Origin of the sequence: Tianxiuia mixotrophica, assembly GCF_050596425.1 — a bacterium.
GTDB lineage: Bacteria > Bacillota > Clostridia > Peptostreptococcales > Acidaminobacteraceae.
This window is the reverse complement of the sequence record NZ_CP192292.1, coordinates 3,111,704-3,128,475: the sequence shown is the minus strand read 5'-3', so window position 1 is coordinate 3,128,475 and position 16,772 is coordinate 3,111,704. Positions and strand designations below refer to the sequence as shown.

Genomic DNA, 16,772 nt, shown 5'->3' with positions numbered 1-16,772 from the left:
CAAGTGTCATCGAATTGATTTCGAAGACAGTCTAGGAGACACAGCCCTTTGGGATGTGTCTTTTTTTGATCAGAAATCATAGCGTCTAAAGATAACCCTTATAGAAATAATGCTGTGTTTTGGTAATGGTATAAAAGTGTATGTATATAATGTAGAATTCCTTAGGGAACTTTTAAGGTAGATAATGATTTTAAGTGTATCGACTATGAAAGCGAGGCATTTAATGCGCCTTTTTGATACTGTTTCTCAAGTTACGCATTATTTTAAGTATATTAAAACACTGAATAAGAAAGCGGTGTTTTTTATTGTCATTATATTAGTGGCAATAAACATCTTATACTCGATGGTTTTCAACGCTCAACTTACAGAGTTGAAAAATGAATCTGTATCACAACAGGTCAATCAGGTTCAGGTCATGATGAATGTGATAAAGCGTAGTTTGCTGACCATATATGATGACATCAATGTGATTCGGCGGTCCGATGAGTTTACAAATTATATAGCAGAGCCAAATGAGACAAACAAGACAGAAGTTGAAATGCTCTTTAGCAGAATTGCATCAAGCAAGGATGGTTTTACCCAAATTCGATATATTGACAAAACCGGCATGGAAAGCATTCGTGTCAATATAAAAAAGCGTTTAATAGAAGTTGTGGAGAAAGACCAGCTTCAGAATAAATCTGAACGATATTATTTCTCAGAAACGCTCAAATTATCCAGTGAGGAAATGTATGTTTCTGAGTTTGACTTAAATATTGAAAATGGAGTGGTTGTAAAGCCTTTCGAACCTACCTTCAGATGCGCTATGCCTATCTATCAAGAGGGTCGTGTTATTGGTGTTTTGGTCATAAATTACGATGGGTTTATTTTCTTAGAATCACTTAGACCGTATATTACCATAGATAAGAACGGACATGAACTTGGCATGCTGGATCACTTCTATTACTGGCCAATAAAAGCCCTTAGCACTTCTTCAGAGGATTCATACGATCCGGATAATTTGAAGTTTGAGTTTTCCTACAAACAAAATCCGATCGTGAACCAAATCTATGAAGAAAATTATGGAACGATACAAAATGATAACTTGAACTATAGTTTTTCAACATTACAATTTCCTGACCAGCCTCTGTATTTCAGATCAAATGAACATAGGTGGAAAGTGGTGAGTATGTATGACTTTAATATGCTTTTAAATGGCAATAAACACATGCTCATACATTATCCATTTTTAAGATATATTGTGATTGTTTTTTCGGCAATTATCTCAATTATGATTTATGGCTTTACGAAGGTGAAAGAGGAGAATGAGTTAATGCTTAGGGCATCGTCTTATATTTCCGATTACACCCACGATGGAATTTTGATTGCAGACAAACATCTAAATATATTGTTTAGCAACCAAGTGTTTGAAAACATTATAGGCTATAATCTTGAATTTCTTCGTGGTAAGTCAGCCTTAACGTATTTATTTCAAGCAGCGAATCTAGGCAGTCATGAGGCAGGAAATGCTTGGGAGGGCAATGTTTGGATACAGACCAAAGATGACCTGTATATAAATAAGCACTTGCTCATAAGAACCGTTCAGGGTAAAAATGGTAAGCCTGCTTATTATATAGGTATTTATTCGTCATCCAAGCTCAACACTGCAGATGATAGTATTGAAAATTTCGCCAGTGACTTGCCAAATTACGCAGAAAAGTATGACTTAAATGCCCTTTCTGCAAAAATCAATGATTTTATTTCTTTGCATGACAACGTGTTGGCGGTGAGTCTGCGAATTCACGAGTTTTCACGAATGACACACCTGCTGCCAGACTATGGCGAAACTATACTTTTAAACAATTTAACACTGGAGTTTAGGTCATTTATGCATGAAGATATGATGATGTTTGCACCTATGAATGAATTGGTTCTCATTCTTATTGATATGAAAAACAACACCAGTGATGTTGAGGAAATTTGGAGGCGAATTGATTTATCAATAACCAACTTAAATTACGGTCATTTGAACGAAATGACAATAAATTATTCTTGCGGGATGGCTGTTTACCCAAATGCAAGTGGGTCTGTTTCAGAAATGGTGAATCAGTCACTTATAGCACTTATTGCTAATACCAAGGTCTTGCAGGTGCCTTACGTTTTATACAGTGCTGATATTTCTAATATTGTGCATAGGGATCTTGCCATTCAATCCACGGTTGAAAATGGTCTTGATAACAATGAGGTTTACCCAGTCTACCAAGTGCAGCAGAGTGTAAAGGATCGATCTATTGTTGGTCTTGAAGTATTGGCTAGGTGGAAGAGTGAACAGTTTGGTGAGATTCCACCTGATACTTTTATTCCATTGATGGAGAAAAAGCAAGCCATTAAACGACTGGGTATATATATGCTCAAACAAGTCGTAGCTGAATTTAAAGAGCATGACATTCAAGTCAAGAAGGATTTTAAAATATCATTGAATCTAACCAGCCAGGAGTTTATGGATGTTCGGGTCATTTCGGAAATACTATTTCTAATTGGGCAAAGTCAATTTGAACTCAGTAATTTGTGTATTGAAATTACTGAAAGTGTAATTCTTGAGAATATTTCAGACGCCAATTCCATGATTCATTTCTTGAATGAACGAGGTGTTGTTGTAGCTATTGATGATTTTGGAACAGGTTTTTCATCTCTAAGCTATTTAAAACAGCTCAAAATTAATAAACTCAAAATTGACAGGATGTTTATTATGGATTATCCCCATGAGGATGATGGTTCAATTCTTCAGGGCATTGTTGAGATTACCAAACGATTGAGGATTGATACGATTATTGAAGGTGTTGAAACAGAAGAGCAAATGGATTTTATAAGGCATTTAAACTGTGAAACAGTTCAAGGGTACCATATTAGTAAACCGGTTAGAATTAAACAATTAAAAGATTTTCTCTAAACGATAAAAACCGTCTGGTTATAGACACCAGACGGTTTTTATCGTTTAATTTCTTAGTTTTAATTAATAAAATTCACTTAGTGTTTCACTTAAGAGTCTTGTAAAATTGGGGTTGAAGACAAACTTCAATTTGTATTTTACAAGTGATTACTTATACTTGAATACATTTGAAATGCATATAATTCTACTTTTAGTTCCTGTGTCTTTCTATTTGTTGGGCTTTTTTACACTGGGCTGACTGCTAAAGGTGAATTTGCTTTCTTCGCCCTTTAAAAGTCGAACAAGGTTGCTTCTATGTCTGTAAATGACAAATGCCCCAAGAAAGGCTGCCCAGCCAACAAACTGTAAAGACATTCCCATAAAATAACTAAAGACAGGGAATGCAGCTGCAGATAGAATTGACCCCATAGACATAAAGCCTGATAATTTAATAACTGCAAACTGAAAAACGATTAAAATAAGAGCAAGAACAGGGTTTGTTCCTACAATCATACCCGCTGTGGCTGCGACACCCTTACCGCCTTTGAATCCCAGTGTAACAGGATAACAATGGCCGATAACAGCAAATGCACCACAAATTACAGCGCCGTCTTGTCCCATAAAGTGGTGACCAATAAGTGCAGACGCCAAGCCTTTTGAGAAGTCTCCCAAGAATGCTACAGCACCGGCTTTCTTTCCAAGCGTACGAATAACATTCGTCGCTCCAGTGTTGCCGCTTCCATACTCTCTAATATCGATGTTGCCCATCCATTTGCTTACAAGAAATGAAAAAGGGATACTTCCCAGCAAGTAACCGATACCGATCAGTAGGAATATCTTTGTATCTAACATGTCATACCTCCCATACAAACCTATTTTAACACAAGTTGTGGTTCAATAACTATACTAATAAATTGGAAAATGATACAATTAGAATAGTTAAGTTAATAAATGGGGGTCTCGCAATGAAGGAGTTTCAATTATCATCAGCAGATGGTCTCTTGCTTCAAGGGAAGCACTGGACGAGTGATAAAAAGGTTAAAGCTGTGGTTCAAATAGCACATGGAATGGCAGAGCATATAGACAGATATGACAGCTTTGCAAACTACTTAACCGATGCGGGAATAGAAGTCTATGGACATAGTCATCGAGGGCATGGAAAAACTGCAAAAACCAAGGACGATCTGGGCTACTTAGCATCATCAGGCGGCTGGGATTTGCTAGTGGATGACATTACTGACATTACAAAAATGATAAAAGGTGAAATGCCAGCTGTTCCATTATTTATTCTCGGCCATAGTATGGGGTCGTTTGCGGTTCGAAATGTCTTGAGAAAGAATGCCATGGATTATGATGGCGCTATTATCATAGGCAGTGGCTGGCAGAATACTGTAACAGTCAAAACAGCACAAGTTTTGGCGTCGGTGGTGAATGCTGTCACAGATGAGAAAAGCAGATCCAAATTTATGGATATGGTTCTTTTTAGCGGTTACAACAATAGTGTCAAGGACAGTAGAACATCCTTTGACTGGCTTACAAGAGACCATGAAATGGTTAGAAATTACATAGATGATCCATACTGTGGATTCTTATGTACGTCAAGTTTTTACCGTGACTTGATTACTGGCGTTAGCCGGGTGATGAAAACAAGTGGGCTTGAGAATATTCCAGCAGAAATGCCAATACTTATTGCTTCAGGGGACAAAGATCCCGTTGGAAACAAGGGGAAAGGTGTTAAAAAGCTGTATGATGTTTACAAGCAAAATGGCCTGAAAAATGTGGACATGAAATTGTATCCGCAGGGACGCCATGAAATTCTCAATGAAATGAACAGAATGATTGTATTTGAGGATATAAGAAACTGGATATTAGAACGCGTTTAAGAAGAAATGTAAAAACAGACTATAAATTTATATTAGATATAGAGATGTGAGTGCGCTCACAAACAAGTGTGGATTCATGTGACATGATGTCAGCACTGCTGACAAAAGGAGGGATTATGTCAAAACCGACCAGGCAAAAGCTTTGTGAAGCGGCCATTGATCTTTTTTCTCAAGAGGGTTATGACGGTGTAACGACAAAGAAAATAGCTGAGGTGGCTGGTGTAAGCGAAATGACATTGTTTAGACACTTTGGTTCAAAGACCAACTTGTTTCAAGATGCCTATGATACATACCTGTATCAACCCAATTTTGAATCTTTGTTTCAAACAGGATTAAAGGGGGATTTAGAAAAAGACTTGCTTAGAATAGGGCATGTTTATCTTGATGTTTTGAATATGAATAAATCACTCATTATGATGGAAATTAGGTCTCAGTCACAAGATTCACAGGAGAGACCCCCTCTGACAAAGGCACCGCGCCTGTTTAAGAATCAAATGATAAAGTACCTTGATCAGTTAAGGAAAAAAGGTGAAATTAAAGATGAGAATCCTGAACTGATCGCTGTAGCCTTTATTAGTAGCATATTGGGGCATTTTTTTAGAGAAACTGTATGCCATGGAACAATAACAGATATTAATGCACAAGAAGGTATTGAGTATAGTATAAAGATGTTTGCCAAAAGCATTTCTATAAGCTGAAAATACAGGGATACATAAGTGTGTCTAATTTAAAGATCGAAAAAAAGCGCCGTGAAAACGGCGTTTTACAACACCTCGTATGGTAGTGAGTACTAACTGTGTCCCCTTGCATATTTCAAATTGGTAATTTCTTTAAAAAACATGCATAAATAATGGCGAATTTGGTATATATAATGAGTGCTTTTATAAGGCGTAATAATAATTTAAGGGTGGATTAAGTGCAGACTATGATTTTTCTCATAGGCGTTTATGGTTGACGGATTTTGACCGCCCATATACTCATTTGAGGGCTTTGGTTTATAGAGATCAATCCAGATTTTAGGGATGACGTTAAAGTCATGTTTTACAGGTCGTTCATTTAGAAGTAATTACTGACTATGAAGCGATACAAAGAGGTGTATTGTAAATGGAATATTTGAGACACGCCGGAATTGATGTTGGATCAACGACGGTAAAAGCCGTTGTAATGGATGAAAAAGGGACAATACTATTTTCGACATACAAGCGTCATTTTTCAGATGTGAAAAGCGCAGCCTTGGAACTATTTAAGTCTTTAGAAAAGCATTTAATGAACACTAATTTTACACTCGGAGTAACAGGATCAGGTGGATTGATGCTTGCAGAAGTGCTTGATTTGCACTTTGTTCAAGAAGTCGTTGCGAGCTCATCAATGATTCGTAAACATCATAGTGATGTTGATGTTGCCATCGAACTTGGTGGTGAGGATGCAAAAATAACATACTTTGGACATGCACTTGAGCAAAGAATGAATGGCGTGTGTGCAGGGGGGACTGGAGCGTTTATAGACCAGATGGCAAGTTTGTTAAGCACAGATGCAGCGGGTCTTAATGAGCTAGCCAAGGCTCACAACGTCATTTATCCCATCGCATCAAGATGTGGGGTTTTTGCAAAATCAGATATCCAACCCTTATTAAACGAGGGCACCCCAAAAGAAGATATTGCTGCGTCTGTTTTTCAAGCTGTTGTAAATCAGACCATTAGTGGACTGGCATGTGGTAAACCCATACGTGGCAAAGTGGCTTTTTTAGGTGGTCCCTTGTATTTTTTATCTGAGCTTAGAGAACGCTTCATTGATACGCTTGGGCTGGATAAAAAAGATTTTGTATTTCCTGACAATGCCCAGTATGCTGTGGCCATTGGGGCAACTCTTGAAAGTTTAAACAGTAAGCCTATGAGGTGGACAGGTCTAAAGTCCAAGTTGAATAATATAAGTCAAAAAAGAGCCACAAAAGTGGAACATTTAGACCCTTTGTTTGAAAGTGAAGAAGCCTATGCGGATTTTATTGAGCGGCATAAGGCACATGAAGTGGCAAAGGCGGATCTAAAAGCCCACCAAGGCAATTGTTATCTTGGCATTGATGCAGGGTCTACCACGACGAAAATGGCTTTGATTGATGAACAGGGAAGACTATTGTTTTCACATTATGGGTCCAATGAAGGCAGTCCGCTTCAGTCGGTTATTAAGGCCTTAAAAAAACTGTATAAAGAAATGCCAAAGGGGCTTAGAATCTCCAAGGCGGCAGTGACTGGTTATGGGGAACATCTTTTGAAGTCGGCACTGAGAATTGATTATGGTGAAATTGAGACAGTGGCCCATTATAAGGCTGCGGAGTTTTTTCAGCCCGGAGTAGATTTTGTTCTTGATATTGGCGGACAGGACATGAAAAGCCTGAAAATTAGAAAAGGCTATATAGAGAGTATTATGCTCAATGAGGCCTGTTCATCAGGTTGTGGGTCCTTTATTGAGACTTTTGCAAAATCTATGGAGTATGATGTGGCTTCTTTTGCCCAAACGGCACTATTTGCCTCTGAACCAGTGGACTTAGGTACAAGGTGTACTGTTTTCATGAACTCAAAAGTCAAGCAGGCACAAAAAGATGGTGCTGGTGTGGGTGATATTTCAGCTGGAATTTCCTACTCAGTTATTAAGAACGCCCTTTATAAGGTTATACGCCTTAGAAAAATAGAAGAACTGGGATCAAAAATAGTCGTACAAGGTGGTACGTTTTATAATGATGCGGTTCTTCGCAGTTTTGAAAAAATAACGGGTAGAGATGTTGTCAGACCAGATATAGCAGGTGCTATGGGTGCTTTTGGCGCTGCTCTAATCGCTAAAGACAACCATATGGAAGATGAAGTTTCAACCATTTTGACAAGCGATATGCTGGATGGTTTTAAAGTGGATATATCCAGTCAGCGTTGTGGTCTTTGTGAGAACAGATGCTTATTAACCATTAATAAGTTTTCAAATGGAAATAGATTTATATCAGGCAATAGGTGTGAGAGGGGATCTGGAGAAAAGATCAAGGTTTCAAACACACCAAATATTTATGACTTCAAGTATAAACGTGTGTTTGACTACACTTCATTAAATGAACAAGAGGCCTATAGAGGAACTGTAGGGATTCCACGAGTGCTGAACATGTATGAGCATTATCCATTTTGGCACACATACTTTACAAATTTAGGCTACAAGGTTGTTCTATCTGATGAATCGTCTAAAGAGATATACACGAAAGGTATGGACAGTATACCATCAGAATCGGCATGTTATCCTGCAAAACTGGCGCATGGTCATATAGAAAATTTACTTCATAAAAAACCAGATTTTATATTTTATCCCTGCATTCCTTATGACATTAAGGAATCAAAGGCATCCAACAATAATTTTGCATGTCCTATTGTGACCAGTTATCCAGAAACCATCCATGCCAATATGGAATCTGTGGAAAAGAGTCCTGTGAATTTTATGAAACCATTCTTACCGCTGGATATGCCTAAGAGAATGGAATCCAAACTATATGACTTATTCAAACAAGAAGGGCTTGAAAGAAAAGACCACAAAAAAGCGGTTGATTCAGCCTACAAGGCTCTTGCGTTATACAAGGCGGATGTGCGCAAGAAGGGTGAGGAGATAATGCATTGGATTGAGAAAAATGGTGCCAAGGGCATTGTTTTATCAGGTCGGCCTTATCATGTGGACCCTGAAATAAACCATGGTATCCCCCAGCTAATCAGCAACTATAACATAGCGGTGCTCAGTGAGGATTCGGTAGCACATCTAAAAGAGGTACCAAGACCTTTGAGGGTTGTTGACCAGTGGATGTTCCATACAAGGTTGTATAATGCAGCGGCTTATGTGGCGACGAAAAAAGACCTGGAACTCGTCCAGCTAAACTCTTTTGGATGCGGACTGGATGCTGTAACCACAGACCAAGTGCAAGAGATTCTTGCAAGCACTGGAAAACTCTATACGTTACTGAAGATAGATGAAATAAATAACTTGGGAGCTGTCCGTATAAGACTGAGATCACTTATAGCGGTAATGAATGAACGTGAAGACACTCAATTATTACCTCTGCCTGACAAAATGCAAGACAGGCTGGTTTTTGAAAAGAGCATGAAAAACGACTATACTATATTGTCACCGCAAATGTCACCGATTCACTTTGAATTGTTCGAGGAGGCCTTTAAGTTACAAGGCTATAACTTCAAGGTGCTTCCAGATGTGAACCGTCAAGCCATTGATCTGGGACTTAAGTATGTGAACAACGATGCATGCTACCCATCGATACTTGTTGTGGGCCAAGTCATGCAGGCCCTGTTGTCGGGAGAGTACGACACGCATAAAACGGCTGTAATTATGTCTCAGACAGGCGGAGGGTGCCGGGCAACCAATTATATTGCTTTTATCAGAAAAGCTCTTAAAGACGCTGGAATCGACCATGTGCCGGTTATCTCACTTAATGCTGGTGGTCTTGAGAAAAACCCAGGTTTCAATTTGGATATTAAGTCTCTAAAAAGACTGAGCATGGCCATGATTTATGGTGATTTACTCATGAGGCTTCTTTACAAGGTTCGGCCATATGAAGCGGATGCTGGGTCAGCAAATGCGCTTCATAAGAAATGGATGGATCGATGCAAATCAGCCTTAAAAGACGCCAGTCGCAAAGAATACAAAAGTCTTATTGGACAAATTGTCACTGATTTTGACAATTTGCCACTGAAAGATGTGGACAAGCCTAAAGTTGGAATTGTTGGAGAAATTCTAGTGAAGTTCCATCCTGGTGCCAACAACGACTTGGTTGAATATTTGGAGTCTGAAGGCTGTGAAGCTGTGGTTCCAGACTTTGCAGATTTTATGCTCTATTGTGGTTATAACTCAGTGGTCAAATATGAAGAACTATCTGGTACTTATAAATCTATGGTGGGGGGCAACCTGCTCATACGATATATTGAGCACTACAGAAAAGAAATGAAATTACGACTAAAAAACAGTTCGAGGTTTACGCCTCCTGAGGCCATTAAACATCTGGCTGACAAGGCTTCAGAGGTGCTCTCTGTTTGTAATCAAACAGGGGAGGGCTGGTTTTTAACAGCAGAAATGATGGAACTTTTAGAGTCTGATGTGAATAATATTGCTTGTCTTCAACCATTTGCCTGTCTGCCGAATCATATCACTGGCAAGGGCATGATCAAGGCGCTTAAGAGGATTTTTCCCAAAGCCAATATTGCACCAATTGATTTTGATCCAGGGGCCAGCGAGGTGAATCAGATCAATAGACTGAAATTGATGCTCTCAACAGCATTTGATTCTTTATAGCATTTTCTGGTATAATCATGGAGGCTTTAGTATTTGCTAAGGTCTCCTGTTTGATTGTGTGAAAACAGGAACGTGATAGTGACGCAATAGTATGAATTGTATGAAGAGTCCGAAAATTCGTTTTTAAAGAAAAACTTTAAGAAAATTTGATGAAAACGTTTTACTTCTCGATTCTTTTTGCTAAAATATTGTTGTGTAACTCTTATCAAAATGACAAGTTCATATTGAAAATCATACATATTATTTTTATGGACTTGCCACAAGTAAATTTCCTAATAAGAAAGGGAGTCGTGTGAATGTCTTACGTAAATGAAGTATTTGAACGCGTTCAAGCTAGAAATTCAAGTGAACCTGAATTTCTACAAGCAGTTGAAGAAGTATTTGAATCTCTAGAGCCTGTACTAGCTCAACACCCTGAATTTGTTGAAGCAAACATTCTTGAAAGAATGACAGAGCCTGAGCGTCAAATTATTTTCCGTGTACCTTGGGTAGACGATGCTGGCAAACTACAAGTGAACCGTGGTTTCCGCGTTCAGTTCAACGGAGCAATTGGTCCTTACAAGGGCGGTCTTCGTTTCCACCCATCTGTATACCTTGGCATTGTTAAGTTCCTAGGTTTCGAGCAAATCTTCAAGAACTCACTAACTGGTCTACCAATCGGTGGCGGTAAAGGTGGTTCTGACTTCAATCCAAAGGGCAAGTCAGATGCGGAAGTTATGCGTTTCTGCCAGTCTTTCATGACTGAGCTTCAAAGACATATTGGCCCAGATGTTGATGTACCTGCTGGTGACATCGGTGTTGGTGGTCGTGAAATTGGCTACATGTATGGCCAGTACAGAAGAATCCGTGGCGCATTTGAAAACGGCGTTCTTACTGGTAAAGGTCTTAAGTATGGTGGTTCTTTAGTTCGTACGGAAGCAACTGGTTTTGGTCTGGTTTACTTCGTAGACGAAATGCTAAAGCACAACAAGATGGAGATGGCTGGTAAGACAGTTGTTATCTCTGGTTCTGGTAATGTTGCTATCTACGCTTGCAAGAAAGCCACTGAGCTGGGTGCAAAAGTTGTAGCAATGTCTGATTCTTCAGGTTATATCTATGACGCTGATGGCATCAAGCTAGACACTGTTAAGAGACTTAAAGAAGTTGAGCGTAAGAGAATCAAAGAATATGTTGCTGAGCATGCATCTGCTGAATACCATGAAGGTCGTGGCGTTTGGGGCATCAAGTGTGACATCGCTCTACCTTGTGCAACTCAAAATGATATTCACCTAGAAGACGCTAAGCTTCTTGTAGCGAATGGTTGTAAAGTGGTTGGTGAAGGCGCAAACATGCCTACAACAAACGAAGCAATCAAGTACCTTCTTGAAGAAAAAGTTCTACTTGCACCTGCTAAAGCTGCAAATGCTGGTGGTGTTGCAACTTCAGCTCTAGAAATGTCACAGAACTCAATGCGTTACTCGTGGACTTTCGAAGAAGTTGATGCTAAGCTAAAGCAAATCATGATTGATATTCATACAAATGCTGCAGCTGCTTCTGAAAAGTATGGTCTAGGTTACAACCTAGTTGCTGGTGCAAACATTGCAGGCTTCCTAAAGGTAGCTGAAGCAATGGTGGCTCAAGGCAACTACTAATGGAATGATCCAAATCTTTGATTTGGAGTATCATTCCTTACACCGGAACGAAGTGTAGTGTGTGCTCCTAACTGCACGCGAAGCGTGTGAAACAAATCTTTGATTTGGAGTATCATTCCTTACACCGGAACGAAGTGTAGCGTGTGCTCCTAACTGCACGTGAAACGTGTGAAACAAATCTTTGATTTGGAGTAACTTTTCTTACTGTAACTGTACTTTAATATGTAATCTGACGATTTAAATGATATAACATAAAAAAGGGACTGCCAATTGGCAGTCCCTTTTAGCTTGTATAATATTATAATAGGATGGTCTTAAATAGGCTGTGACATCACTACGTTATGGGAAGCGCTACTTTGATTTGCTTTTTTTATAGTCTTCCACTGTAGATAAAAGAGTTTTAATGGCTTCGCCTTGTGTGGCCCAAGAGGTAACCAAGCGCACAGCAGAATGTGTTTTATTCACTTCTTCCCACACATAAAAATCATAAGATTTTTCAAGATCTGCAATAAGATCATTTTCTAAAATAGGAAAAATCTGATTCGTTTGTGGTTCAACAAGGAAGGCATAGCCCAGTGCTTCAAATCCTCTAGATAACTTTTTAGCCATAGTCATGGCATGCTCAGACAGTTCATAGAATAGTCGGTCACGAAACAAGGTTTCAAATTGTATGCCTATCAGACGTCCCTTGGCGAGCATGCCGCCACTTTGCTTTATAATGTGACGCATACCTTGATTGAGTTCATCATTTTGGATGAGTAAAATCTCACCAAGCAAAGCCCCATTTTTTGTTCCGCCAATGAAGAAAGCATCTGTCAACTCATACATGTCTTTAAGGGTTAAGCCATATTCAGGTTGGCATAAAACTGTACCAAGGCGTGCTCCGTCACAATAGAGGAGCAAGTCATTCTTTAGGCAAAAGGCTCTTAAGTCTTTAATCTCATACTTTGTATAGACTGTGCCAAGTTCTGTTGGATTAGAAATATAGACAAGCTTTGGGGACACCATATGTTCATCAGTATGGGCTTGCAAAACTGATTGGATGTGATCGCATGTCAACTTGCCATTTCTAGTTGCTACCGTGCATATTTTATGACCTGAGGCTTCAATTGCACCTGCTTCATGAACAGCAATGTGGCCTGATTCAGCAGCTATACATGCCTGGTGTGGTCTTAGGAATGCACGTATTGCAATTAGGTTAGTTTGTGTGCCACCACTTATCAGATGAACACACGCCTTGTCATCTTCAACGGCTTTTTTCATATACTTCACCGTATTTAGACTGTAGCTATCTAGCCCGTAACCAGGCTCCTGATGAAGGTTATTTTCAACCAAGGCATCAAGTATTCTTGGATGCGCACCCTCACTATAATCATTTTTAAAACTGTATTTCATAACAAGACCTCCTAATAATTCAAATCACCAGTAATTTTCTAGTGGATCAAATCTCTAGTCTATAAGTCCACTTCTTTTATCTAATCAGAGCAACTTGCAAAATATCATTTGGGAACCCATGCCAACCATATAGATATTTAAGAATCATAAATTCTATATGGTTGGCATGGATGTGGTTATGTGGTTTTGCAAGCGCCTGAATCTATAAAACAATAATATAATACAACACTTGAAAGTTCAACTAATTTTACTGTTTGCATTTGTTTCTCAAACGGACTTGATTGAGACGGATATGGGCCTAAGAATAAGAAAACACTCCCATTAGGAGTGTTAAGCTTATAGGAAAACTTCGAAAGACTGCGTTACAATAAAAAACCGCTTAAATCACGTATTCCAATACGCTCATTAAGCGGTTTTTATCCGCATCTTGTCTTTCGAGGTTTCCTAGGAGTTCTCATCTAGTTGACAGAATCATCGCCATATTCTTGTTGGAGTTCAGAAAACTCAAGACTAATGGCATGTTGTCTATCATGTTGTCTTTGAGAAGCAGAGTAGTCCTTGGCATCAAATCCGATATAGCTTGTTTTAACGGGAAGTGAGAAGGTAAACTTTGAACCCTTTCCAACCTCACTGTCTAGAACCAGTGTTCCTCCATGCAAATCAATAATATTTTTAACCAGAGACAAGCCTATTCCGTTGCCTTCGTGGTTACGATTAAGTGTGGTATCCACTTGAGCAAATCTGTCAAAAATTTTACTTTGGTTTTCTTCGCTGATGCCAATGCCATGATCTAATACAGATACAAATATATTGTCACCGGAATCATCATAGTGAATTTTAACTTTGACTTCGTCCGATTTCTGGGAGAATTTGATGGCGTTTGACAAGAGGTTCATGATGACTCTCTCAATCTCAAACGGATCACATTCAACCACAGCCTCGTCAATTTCTGTATTGATGAGTATGCGAATTTGCTTCTTATCCGCGTAGGGCTGGATAGCCAGCGTAAGTTCTTCAACCAAATAGACAATGTCAACAAGGTCTATATTGAGTGAGTATTTATCCGCATCCATCTTAGTGATGTCTATAAGGTTATTGACCACGCGCAAGAGTCTGTAGCTGTTGCTCTTGATAATGTTTGTGAAGTTGCCAGCATTCTCAAGAAGCTTGTCGTAGTTTTGCTTGCTAATGTAGAGCTCATTTAGCTGTATAGCGCCTAAAATAACGTTTAGGGGTGTTCTAAGTTCATGAGATAGATTTATGAAGTAGTCGTTTTTAAACTTCTCATGTCTAATAATTTCATCATATAATTGTCTGTTCTCATCAAGTTTTTCTCGGAGCTGCTTGGTTCTGGAGTTAACCTTGGACTGCAGGGTGTTTCCTCTATAAATGAGGAAGAGTATAACAGCAATAGAAAGTCCAAGTATTATATTAAAAAGCTTGAGATAGAAATCTTCACGGCTACCAATATCAAAATCAGAGAGCCATTTGTTGTTGAGTTTGGTAATATATCCAGATTTTTTTTGAGTTAGAATATAAGAATCGAGCTTATGAAGCAAAGTATCGCTATTTGCCCAGTACCCTGTATTCTTAAAATAAAGTTTCTGGTCAACAAACTCTATACCTTCCATTTCATAGTGGTCAAGAACGGAGTTGGCTTGATGGAAGGGGAGGATTGCAATATCGATTTCCTCAGCCTTCAGGGCATCAAACACATCCGAGATTGTTTCGTAATCAAGTATGTTTTCAACCGGCGTGAGGGAAGAAATATAGTCATCAATTTCTTGTCCCTGTTTGATACCGATTGTGTTGCCACTAAACTTAGTAGAGGCTTCATAAAAACTGTGTAGATCATCAGGGTGAATGTCCCTAGCCTGGCTTCTCATTGCATACAAGTAGTACTCCTGTACAAATAGGGGGAGAGACTTGTCTCCGTGAATGGACTTGTAAAAAGAGCCGTCATAGAATAAATCACCGTGGTCTTTAAACTGATCTAAGGCCTGATCCGGTGGGTAGAGCTCAATGTTTAGCGTGTATCCCTCATCTTTGGCAAAAGCTTTTACAAAGTCTATAGCATAGCCGGCTGGTCTGCCATCAACATCAAAAAAGACAAAGGGATAGTCGTTGTTATGTCCTATGACTGTTAATGTTGCTGGTTCAGCAAAGCCATATGGAGTTGTCATGATAATCAGTAAAATGAGAAGTATACTCAATCTAATTATGCGACTCATACGCATAACCTCCATTATTGTGTCGTTGTGCAGCTTATTCTGTAATGCGCTCTTGCATATTTTCAGAGGCTTCTTCAGGCGTTATTTGCCCAGTCAAGGCCTTGGTGACTTCGTTTTGAAGAATATAAGATATTTTATCATAATATGCAACACGTGGTCTTGGTTTTGCACTATTGAAGTATGGCAACATATTATCTATAAAAGGCATCTGTTCAATAATATCAGGATCAGAGTAAAGACTTTTAAGAATAGGTAGATAATTGTGTGTTAAAACCATCTCTTTTTCTTTTTCTTCACTAATCATAAATTTAATGAACTCAGCCGCTTCTTCCTTGTGCTCAGAATGCTTAGAAATCATAAACATCCAACCGCCAAATGTGCCATGACTTGAGCCATTTGCAGTGAAGGATGGAAGTGGAGCCACTTGAACCTTGCCCTTGACAGAAGATGAATCTTCGTTTAGTTTTCGCCATCCGGCTGGCCAATCACGCATGAAAATCAGATTTTCATCTAAGAATTGTTTTCTGACATCACCACTGGTGTATGTCGTTACATCAGGGGGCACGATGCCATGGGCATAAATCATGTCGACCATCATATTCAGAGCCTCTTTGGCCTCACTTGTATTAAGAGCAAGGTCTTGGCCATTTTTGAAGACTGCACCATTATTGCTCCAAAGATATTCAAGATAGTTGCATGTTAAGCCTTCGTATTCATACCATGAGCCGGCAAGACCATACATGTTCGTTTCGCCATTCATAATGATCTTAGATGTCTGAATGAGATCATCCCAAGTTTTAGGTACGGGACGGCCGTACTTTTCAAGTAAATCAGACCGGTAAAAAAGCATCCCAGAATCAATTCTATATGGAATAGCATAGAGTTCATTGTTAATGGTGCCTGCATCAACGGCACTTTCTAGAAGGCTGGAAAGCTCTTCTTCCGTAAAATAGCCATCAAGGGGTTCAACCCAACCAGCATCTACGAAAATCGCTGGCCAAATAACATCTGTATCAATGATATCTATGGATCCATCCTCGAGGGCCAATGCATTATTAAGAACTTCATATTTGGCATTGGTGTCATCAGGAAGTTCAATGAGCTTAACCCTAATTTTGGGATTGAGCTGTTCAAATTCTTCAATGGACTTGGAAACAAATCCGAGCTTATCAGGATGGAAGTAGAGGGTTAGCTCAATCTTCTGATTCATTATATATGCAAAATTGACAAGCAGTCCAACAATGATCAGTGCTACTACAACCATTAATCCCTTATTTTTCATCATTTTTATATCACTCCCGCCTCATAGTCTTCTATGATTTTGTCATGTCGATTTGTATTTTTTCCCTTAATGGATACTTAAAGGGAAGTGCCCGACAAATCGAGTTATGTCTAGAAAATA

At 39.0% G+C, this 16,772-nt stretch carries 9 protein-coding genes; 5 read left to right on the top strand and 4 right to left on the bottom strand.

Annotation, left to right across the window (positions count from 1 at the left end; translation table 11 throughout):
• Window positions 1–223 precede the first annotated feature (223 nt).
• Window positions 224–2,929, top strand: coding sequence for an EAL domain-containing protein (locus tag ACQ4KW_RS13685; RefSeq protein ID WP_430883044.1), 2,706 nt, complete (start codon window positions 224–226; stop codon window positions 2,927–2,929).
• A gap of 207 nt (window positions 2,930–3,136) precedes the next feature.
• Here the strand turns inward: ACQ4KW_RS13685 and plsY are convergent, their stop codons facing one another.
• Window positions 3,137–3,760 (bottom strand): glycerol-3-phosphate 1-O-acyltransferase PlsY, encoded by a 624-nt coding sequence (gene plsY, locus ACQ4KW_RS13680; RefSeq protein ID WP_430883043.1) that lies wholly within the window; start codon window positions 3,758–3,760, stop codon window positions 3,137–3,139.
• 113 nt (window positions 3,761–3,873) lie between these two features.
• Here plsY and ACQ4KW_RS13675 point away from each other — a divergent pair, with 113 nt between their 5' ends.
• The 4 genes from ACQ4KW_RS13675 to gdhA all read left to right on the top strand — a co-directional run bounded on the left by ACQ4KW_RS13675 (window position 3,874) and on the right by gdhA (window position 11,744).
• Entirely contained in the window at window positions 3,874–4,791 is a 918-nt protein-coding gene (locus ACQ4KW_RS13675) for an alpha/beta fold hydrolase (protein WP_430883042.1), read from the top strand.
• Between the two features lie 116 nt (window positions 4,792–4,907).
• Window positions 4,908–5,489, top strand: coding sequence for a TetR/AcrR family transcriptional regulator (locus ACQ4KW_RS13670; protein WP_430883041.1), 582 nt, complete (start codon window positions 4,908–4,910; stop codon window positions 5,487–5,489).
• A 406-nt stretch (window positions 5,490–5,895) separates the two neighbouring features.
• On the top strand, window positions 5,896–10,113 hold the full coding sequence (locus ACQ4KW_RS13665; protein WP_430883040.1) for an acyl-CoA dehydratase activase-related protein: 4,218 nt from the start codon (window positions 5,896–5,898) through the stop codon (window positions 10,111–10,113).
• A gap of 296 nt (window positions 10,114–10,409) precedes the next feature.
• Window positions 10,410–11,744 (top strand): NADP-specific glutamate dehydrogenase, encoded by a 1,335-nt coding sequence (gdhA, locus tag ACQ4KW_RS13660; protein WP_430883039.1) that lies wholly within the window; start codon window positions 10,410–10,412, stop codon window positions 11,742–11,744.
• Between the two features lie 351 nt (window positions 11,745–12,095).
• On the opposite strand, the gene ACQ4KW_RS13655 is transcribed toward gdhA, so the two are convergent.
• The 3 genes from ACQ4KW_RS13655 to ACQ4KW_RS13645 form a co-directional block, all read right to left on the bottom strand.
• The gene (locus ACQ4KW_RS13655; RefSeq protein WP_430883038.1) at window positions 12,096–13,139 is read right to left on the bottom strand and encodes a threonine aldolase family protein; all 1,044 of its coding nucleotides are present in this window, start codon (window positions 13,137–13,139) and stop codon (window positions 12,096–12,098) included.
• Window positions 13,140–13,597: 458 nt separating this feature from the next.
• Window positions 13,598–15,370 (bottom strand): ATP-binding protein, encoded by a 1,773-nt coding sequence (locus ACQ4KW_RS13650; protein ID WP_430883037.1) that lies wholly within the window; start codon window positions 15,368–15,370, stop codon window positions 13,598–13,600.
• Between the two features lie 34 nt (window positions 15,371–15,404).
• Complete coding sequence (locus ACQ4KW_RS13645) at window positions 15,405–16,655, bottom strand: ABC transporter substrate-binding protein (protein WP_430883036.1); 1,251 nt, start codon at window positions 16,653–16,655, stop codon at window positions 15,405–15,407.
• Between the last annotated feature and the right edge of the window lie 117 nt (window positions 16,656–16,772).